The organism is Rhodoblastus acidophilus (genome assembly GCF_025961575.1).
In the GTDB taxonomy this organism is placed as follows: Bacteria; Pseudomonadota; Alphaproteobacteria; order Rhizobiales; family Beijerinckiaceae; genus Rhodoblastus; species Rhodoblastus acidophilus_C.
Genome location: NZ_JAOQNX010000057.1, coordinates 1 through 7287, shown reverse-complemented (window position 1 = coordinate 7287; position 7287 = coordinate 1). Strand labels below are relative to the sequence as shown.

The 7287-nt window shown below is 62.3% G+C and carries 4 protein-coding genes and 1 pseudogene; 4 read left to right on the top strand and 1 reads right to left on the bottom strand.

All coding sequences use genetic code 11. The features are described 5' to 3' along the window. Window positions 1-806: 806 nt before the first annotated feature. Window positions 807-2477 (top strand): annotated as a pseudogene (locus M2320_RS22930) (methyl-accepting chemotaxis protein); the annotation flags it as partial. 245 nt (window positions 2478-2722) lie between these two features. Further along, a complete protein-coding gene (locus M2320_RS22925) occupies window positions 2723-4531 on the top strand; it encodes a methyl-accepting chemotaxis protein (protein WP_264599284.1) in 1809 nt (602 codons plus the stop codon). 217 nt (window positions 4532-4748) lie between these two features. Here the strand turns inward: M2320_RS22925 and M2320_RS22920 are convergent, their stop codons facing one another. Next, complete coding sequence (locus tag M2320_RS22920) at window positions 4749-5108, bottom strand: hypothetical protein (protein WP_264599283.1); 360 nt, start codon at window positions 5106-5108, stop codon at window positions 4749-4751. 25 nt (window positions 5109-5133) lie between these two features. On the opposite strand from M2320_RS22920, the gene M2320_RS22915 reads away from it, so the two are divergent. Beyond that, a complete protein-coding gene (locus M2320_RS22915) occupies window positions 5134-6006 on the top strand; it encodes an RHE_PE00001 family protein (protein ID WP_264599282.1) in 873 nt (290 codons plus the stop codon). Between the two features lie 163 nt (window positions 6007-6169). Beyond that, window positions 6170-7132, top strand: a complete 963-nt coding sequence (locus M2320_RS22910) for a hypothetical protein (protein ID WP_264599281.1) — start codon at window positions 6170-6172, stop codon at window positions 7130-7132. Window positions 7133-7287: the final 155 nt, after the last annotated feature.

Genomic DNA, 7287 nt, shown 5'->3' with positions numbered 1-7287 from the left:
GGGATTCCTCCTCGAAATCACGCGGGAAGAATCGCATCGTTCAAGCCAATTGGGAATCCCCTATCGAATCGGAACTCGCCGAACGCGCTCTAGAGCTTTTCGCGCGATGGCCAAAGAAACGTGGTTAGCGGACTTCCTGGCTTAAAGCTAAATTCGTATTCGTGACTGATAACTGGGCGTTGGCCGCGGAATCGTCGACAATTGATCCGGCGCAGTTCATTCTGCTTCGGGATGGGGTTCCGACCTTGACGGGCACGGGAAGTGATCATTTTTTTGTCGAGGACGGGCGTTTTTGCTGTTCGCGGAGGTTCGCTTCACCGAGACAATGTTAAGAAAAGGCCCGCGGCAGCAAACTACGTCCAGCTCGCCACGGCACCCATCACCATGGGCCTGAAGGCGCAGTGATTCTTCACGACTCCGCTCCTTCCCATCTTGGCGATCAAACCATCCTGCTGATCGAGTGCCGCGCCAAACCAGCGCGGTGCAAGCCTCGTCGCCAATATTGACCTTGTCGGAGCCATTCTCCCGGCGCTGACACAACTTAATCACTTTCGTCCGCCGGCTCTCGCTCGCGGGCGCTTTTCGTCGCCGTTGGAGCCCGCAAGCACTTTGCAGGGGAATCGTGTAAATCGCAGAAACGGTAAATCAAATTCTACGTACATCCCGCAACTACGAGCGGAGTCTAAGTTTAAGCCTCAGTCAAGCATCAATCTAGATGGTTGTAGGGCAAAAAAGACCAGCGAACCTGCGGCCAAAGCCCGCCCTTTGGGAGACTGACCATGAATGCCTGGCGCGACCTGAAAATCGGCGCGAAGATCATCGCGGCGCTCTCCGCATTGCTGCTGGTGGCGGCCGTCATTGGCGGCGCGGCTTTCCTGCAAATGGGAGAAATGAACGGCAAGGCGGCCGATATTCGCGACAATTGGCTGCCCTCGGTCGCCAGGCTCTCGGACCTTCGCGTCGGCATCGCGCGCCTTTATCGCGCGCAATCCGATGTGCTGCTCGCCGCCGCCATTCTGGAGGGCCAAGCCGAGGCGTCGGGCACGCTCGACAAGACGATGAAAGAGGTCGAACAGGCGTACGATGCCTACAAGCCGTTGATCACGGCGAACACCGACGATGAAGTCCTGATGAAGCAATTCGCGCAGGTTTGGGCAGACGTCCGCACCAAGCAGCAGCGCATGCTTGAGATCGCCAAAAACGGCGACGCTATGGGCGCCGTCAAGGCCTATCGGGAAGACCTGCTGCCGCTGCGCTTGAAAATGCAGGACATTCTCACCAAGGACACGGCTTTCAACGAAAATGAAGGCAAGAAATCCGCGACCGCGGGCGAAGCCGCCTATGACTCGGCCAAACTGATCCTCACGGTCGTTCTCCTGCTCGGCGCAGGCCTTGGCGCGCTTGCCGCCTTCACCCTCATTTCCGGGGTTTCACGCCCGCTTGGCAAGGCGACGGAAGCCGTCGAAGCGCTCGCGCGCGGCGACCTCAACGTTCAAGTCGTGGATGACTGCCGCAAGGACGAGGTCGGCTCCTTGCTGAAGGCCTTGGCCGTGTTCAAGGCCAATATGGAGCAGACCCGCAAACTCGAAGCGGACGCCGCCGCCAGCCAGGCACGCGCGCGGGAGACGCGGCGCGCTGAAGCCTTGACCATGGCCAATGAATTCGACCGCAGCGTCAACGCCATTGTCGCCGAAGTCGCCAAGGCCGCCGCCGAATTCCAGGGAGCGGCGCGCATCCTCAGCGATTCCGCCGTCGAGACCGCCAGCCAAGCGAAGGTGGTCGCTGAAGCCTCGGAGAATTCGTCGTCCAACATCGGTTCGGTGGCCTCTGCAACGGAGCAGCTCACCTATTCGGTGCAGGAGATCAACGGCCAAGTAGACCAATCCCGCCAGATCGCCGGCGAGTCCGCGGCGCAGGCGGAGAAGACCGACGCGCAAATGCGCGAACTCGCAGCCGCCGCCGAAAAAATCGGCGGCATCGTCAGCCTGATCTCCGACATTGCCGCGCAAACCAACATGCTCGCCCTCAACGCCACCATCGAGGCGGCGCGCGCGGGCGAGGCTGGACGTGGGTTTAATGTGGTGGCTCAGGAAGTGAAATCGCTCGCCGAGCAGACCACCAAGGCAACGGCCGAGATCGCCGGCCAGATCGGCGACATCCAGGCCACGGCGCAGCGGGCGGCGCAGAACATTTCGGCGATCGTGCGCACGACGGAAGAAACCAACCGCGTGGCGCAAACCATTGCGGCGGCCGTGTCGCAACAGGGCGAGGCGACCTCCGAAATCGCCCGCAACGTCCAGCAGGCGTCGAAGGGGGCGCAAGCCGTGACCGAGAATATCGGCGGCGTTCTGTCGGCCGCGCAGCATTCCTCCGCCGCCTCGACGCAAATGCTGGCTTCGGCGCAGACGCTGTCGCAGCAATCGGATCGGCTGCGCCAGGAGGTGGACTCCTTCCTTGCTTCCGTGCGCGCCGCGTAACGGCCGAGCTAGCTGCGCCCTTGAGAGGGCGCAGCGCTTGGTTGGGCGGCGCGCCGGCAAAGTCAGCAAGGCGCCTACGCGCAAGGAAACCAATTTTCGATGAGGCAGGAACGGGTCACCATCATGTTATCCGCCTGGTGGGACGTGCTCGACGTTGGTCGAAGCAAGCCGGAAACCGAAATCATCCGAAAGCACTCTGAGCCGAGTTTTTGCCATCCGTAGATGGATTTCCAAAAGGAACAAATATGCGTCTGACAATAAAACTCAAACTTGCGCTCGCCTTCGCATTTCTGGTTGCTCTGATCGGCGGCATGGGCATGCTGGCGATCTCCAATCTCTCGGGCCTGCAGGGCGCGATCACCAATCTTGTGGAAGGCCCAGCGGCCGACCTCAACAATGTGCGCGGCCTGGGCACCTCGTTTCTGATCAGCGCGCGCTACGAAAAGAACATCATCCTGGCCACCGATCCCGAGGAAATAACCAAATACGGGAAGATCGAGGCCAAATCGACGCAGAACGCGATCGAATATTCCGCCAAGTTGAAGACTTCCAGCAATCCAGACGTCGTCAAGAGCGCGCGTGAAATCGACGCGGTGCTTGAGCAACTCCTGCCGCTCCGCAAGAAAATCGTTGAACTCGGCACCGAGAACACCACCGAGTCCAACGCCAAGGCCGCCGAATTGAGCCTCAAAACGGCCGCCGAGCCCAACAAGAAAATCACCGACCTGATCGCGCAACTGTCCGACAAAATCATCGCCAATATGGCGGCGACCACCGAGGCGACCGGTCGCCAGTACGAGACCTCGCGCACGGTGCTTTTGTCCTTCATCGCCGTCGCCACCCTGTTCGCCATCGCCGTCGCGGTGTGGATGTCGCTCGGCATCGGGCGCGGCCTGCGCCGCGGCATCGAGACCGCGGAAGCCGTCGCCATCGGCGACCTGAACGCCAATGTCAGCTACAAGGCCAATGATGAGATCGGCGACCTCATGACCGCGCTCGGCCGCATGACCTCCAACCTGCGCGCCACCGCCGGCGTCGCTGAAAAAATCGCCGACGGCGACCTGATGGTCTCGCCCAAGCCGCTTTCCGACAAGGACACGCTCGGCCTGTCGCTGACCCGGATGGTGGAGCGCCTGCGCGCCGTGGTCACCGACGCCCTGCTGGCCTCCAGCAATGTGTCGTCTGGCAGCGAGCAATTGTCCTCGGCCTCCGAGCAGATCGCCCAGGGCGCGACCGAACAGGCCTCCGCCGCCGAGGAAGCCTCCTCCACGATGGAGCAGATGGCCGCCAACATCAAGCAGAACGCCGACAATGCTGCGCAGACCGAAAAGATCGCGCGCCAGTCGTCCAAGGACGCCGAACTCTCCGGCGAGGCCGTGGTCCGCGCCGTGGAGGCGATGAGCACGATCGCGCAAAAGATCACCATCGTCCAGGAAATCGCCCGCCAGACGGACCTGCTCGCCCTCAACGCCGCGGTCGAAGCGGCCCGCGCCGGCGAGCACGGCAAGGGTTTTGCGGTTGTCGCCTCGGAAGTGCGCAAGCTCGCGGAACGGTCGCAGGCCGCCGCCGCTGAGATCTCGGACATGTCCGGCGACACCGTGAAATCGGCGCAGGAAGCCGGCGAAATGCTGAACCGCCTGGTGCCCGACATCCGCAAGACCGCCGAACTGATTTCGGAAATCTCTGCCGCCTGCCGCGAACAGGACATTGGAGCCTCGCAGATCAACCAGGCGATCCAACAACTCGACCAAGTCACCCAGCAGAACGCCGGGGCGTCGGAAGAAATGTCGGCGACCTCCGTGGAGCTGGCCTCGCAGGCGGAGGAACTGAAGATCTCGATCGCCTTCTTCAAAGTGGAGGCCGACGGCGAACGCCGCGCCGGCAAGGCCAAGGCCGGAGCCCGGAAGACGCCGCAGCTGCCCCGCGCCGCTGTGGCCAAACAGGCCGCGGCGCAGTCGGTTCACGTCCAGCTGGAGCGTGCGAAAGGTTTTGCCCTCAACCTGTCAATGGGAGGTCGAGACGAGCACGACGGCGAATTCCGCGAAAGCGCTTGAGCCTGACCGCTCAAGATGACCTCCAGCTGGCGACCTCGCACGCGCCCGGCAACGCTTCGCGCTAGGTCCACCGACGGACTCGTCGCTTGATCTTGTAATGCAGTCATTCGACGAAAGCCCGCTTTCCGCCGGATGGCGCCCGTCCGACCTTCATCAAACTTGGCTTCGGCCGTCGGAGATCAAGATCAGGAGGGCGGTTCAGCGCCGTTGGCGCATTTTAGCGAATAAGACTGGCGCCGCTGGACTCTGGCGTAGGCGGATAAAATCGCGGCGCGCGGAAATCTGGGCGCGGCGGCCACACCTGCAGGGTGGCGCCCGGCCGCAGCCAGTATCGCCTCGATCTCGTCGCTGAGGTCGATGAGACAAACTCCACAGATTGACGACGTTTCGCGCGATTGAAATGAGGAAATAAAAGCGACAGTTGGCGCGCGCCGAAGACGCGCTCGCCCGGCTCGACGAGCGGCTGCGCGCCAGTCCGATCCGCCACGGCTGGATCAAACGCACCCATTTTGCCGACGCCTGCGCCTCGCTCTGGATCGAGGGCGAACTCGCCCATCTCGAAGACCTCGTCCTCCACGACGCCCGCATGGACGCCCGAACTCTTGCGCGCCGCCCGCGTGCTGGCGGCGCGGCGCCAGATTATCGCCGCCGCGCCGGGCTGGGCGTTGTCGCCGGCCGGCCTCGCCGCTCTGCGCGGCGGCGGGTTTTTGCCGGAAGGGGAGGGAAGGGCGGAGACGGCCGTTGCGGATGAAGACGAAGAAGGGGCGAGGGCTCTGTTCGCTGACGCTGACGATCCGGCGAGCGACGATCCGCTCGCCGCCGAACTTGCGGCCCTTGACGCCGCGCTGGCGCGGACAAACCTCGCGCTCGAACGCAAACCTGCTGTCGCGCGCGAGGACCGCGACCCGCTGGTCTATGATCTCGACTGGGACGAGGACGAGCGGCTCGACCAATGGCGCGACGGCGTCGCCGCGACCGCCGATCTGCCGCCGGCGCTCGCGGCGGCGATCGCCGCCGTCCTTTGGGACGACCTCGAACCGCTGCAGCATCTGGATTGGCTCGGCCGCCTGCTCGCCGTCGCGCTGTTGCGCCAGCGCGGCAAGACCTCGAGCCATCTGATGTGCGTGAATTGCGGCGCGCGGGCGGCGGGCCGCCTCTGGCGCAAACATGGCGATCTTGAAGCCAAAATCCTGTTCTGGCTCGCCGCGATCCTGGTCGCCGCCGAACAGGGCCTGAAGGATCACGACCGCTGGCTGCTGGCGCGCGCCTCGCGCGAGGGGCGCTTGAAGGGCAGGCGGGGCACGTCGCGTCTGCCGCAAGCGCTCGACCTCGCCCTGGCAAAGCCGATCGTCACCCCCGAATTGCTGGCCAAGGCGCTGAACGTTTCGGCGCGCGCCGGGCAAGACCTCATCGCCGGACTCGGATTGCGCGAGCTGACCGGCCGCAGGCGGTATCGGGCGTGGGGAATATTGTAGATTCCGACTGAACGACACCTGCGACAAGGCCCGACACCCGTCCGATTGGACGCGTTGTCTTTGCTTCATGGTGCGCACGAGACGTCGGGCTTGACCGTTTGTCCTAGCGGAGCTTCTCGCGCACAATCAAAAGCCGTTCCGAACCCGTAACGGGCTTTCATGCTTGGCCAAGCGTGGCTGGGTTAATGGCGATTTCAGATCGATCTCCGACGACATTTCGACTGAGCTCAAGAAATCTGGACTGCCGTTTGCTTCTCCGTTCGGCGCGGTCGAAGCCTACCTCGCGCGGTTGGAGCAACTTGGCTTCTTGCAGTCGGCGCCGTCCGAAATTTGGCGGCCAACGAGTTCTATTTTGCAGTTGGTTGACGCAGCAAGACAGTTGCGAGCACGTCCAGCAAAGCGGCGTGGAGAGATCCGTGAGATTGTCTCCCAGCAGCTTAAGGGTCTTCCGGAGGACGAAGTTGCTTCGTTCGTATTCGAAACGTGGATCGAATCTCCATTGCCTTGCCGTACTCTTTCGATTGCCGATGCGCTCCACAGCGAGGAAGATGTCTGGCAAGAGATTTGTCATGCTATATCAAATATTCGGACGCTCATTCGGTTTTCGTCCAGACGAGATTTGGATCTGGCTGGCCTGCCATTGTCTCACGAGTTAGAACGAGTGATCGAACGAAAGCGCCAGGAAGCCGAAGAGTGGGATCGCCAGAGACGCGAAGCTGAAAAAGCCGCGGTGGAGGCGAGGATGCAACATTTCCGAGATCGCGCCCGAGCTGAAATTGGCGCCTGTGCTCTCGTATGGCTGATCGCGCCAGTCGACACATTGAACGGGCTGTCACCTTTGGATGCCGCAGCAACTCCAGAAGGGGCCACTGCCGCCGCCCGTTTGCTCAGCCAAAAAGCTCGGGAACTCGATCAGGAGCAAAGTGCGCAACGGGCCAAAGAAAAAGCCATAGCGGAACTGGAGAAGCTCGCCCAGGACCGATATTACGACTCTGCGCGTGCGGCACTGTGGATGCGGAGCTCGCGGCCCGAGCTCAGGGGGAAATCACCTGCCGACTTTGCCGTTGATGAGGAAACGCGGAAACAGTGCGAGTGCTATTTGCCGAAGAAACGTTCTCATCGGTGAGTTCAGGAGCGGGGCAGGGGCCGGCGAACTTGACAATAACATTCGCGTGGCATGGTCAGGCCTGAGTTCCGACTCGAAGTGCAACACCCCCTGCCGATTTGGTATCGGCTGGCTTGTTCAGGACCAATGAGGGTGTTGCCATGCGATCCTATTCG

What these genes read in the sequence shown, in the direction of transcription:
- M2320_RS22925 (WP_264599284.1), top strand. Translation starts at nt 2,723, where the DNA reads ATGCGTCTGACAATAAAACTCAAACTTGCGCTCGCCTTCGCATTTCTG.